2 protein-coding genes are annotated in these 477 nt (G+C 56.8%); both read right to left on the bottom strand.

The window, feature by feature from the left end:
• A partial coding sequence (locus tag ACGFW6_RS45115; protein ID WP_393523626.1) for a hypothetical protein occupies positions 1-197 on the bottom strand: 197 nt, incomplete at its 3' end.
• Positions 181-477, bottom strand: a 297-nt coding sequence (locus tag ACGFW6_RS45110) for a hypothetical protein (protein WP_393523623.1), incomplete at its 5' end; no start/stop codon positions are given. The genes ACGFW6_RS45110 and ACGFW6_RS45115, both read right to left, overlap by 17 nt.

The raw sequence follows: 477 nt of genomic DNA, 5'->3' as shown, positions 1-477 counted from the left end.
ACCGTATCAGGCTCAGTGTTCGGATCGTCAGACAGGACCGAGGCTTTCACCCAGAACACGAATCCATCGAGCGGAAGCACCTTTCTGATGTACTTCGTGAACGTCACCACCTGGAACCGGCTCAGATCATCCAACCCCTGCGTCAGGGTGGCGTTAAGCTCGGTTTTGGCGTTCTGTAACTCACTCAGGGAAGGCATTCAGCACCCCGCTTACCCAGGCTCTCATGGCTGCCTGATAGGTTCCTGTATCAATGAACGAAGGGCGCGGCGGCCCCTTTTTGCCTTTAAAGCGCTTCGATATGCCCTCAAGCGCGCGGCGCGTTGGAACGCCAGGGAGGCCGTTCATCTCGGTGTTATCGAGGAAGCCGACAAAGAGACCGTGAACTTTGGACATTGACTCAGCGAGAGGGTCTTTTGCCGGCGGCGCGCCGGCGAACATGTTTTCAAACGCTGCGGCCAGGTCTTTGCTCATCAGATC

The sequence above is a fragment of the Streptomyces sp. Y7 genome (assembly GCF_043195415.1).
GTDB lineage: Bacteria > Actinomycetota > Actinomycetes > Streptomycetales > Streptomycetaceae > Streptomyces.
The sequence above is the reverse complement of the archived record's forward strand: the minus strand, read 5'-3'. Positions and strand labels throughout refer to the sequence as shown.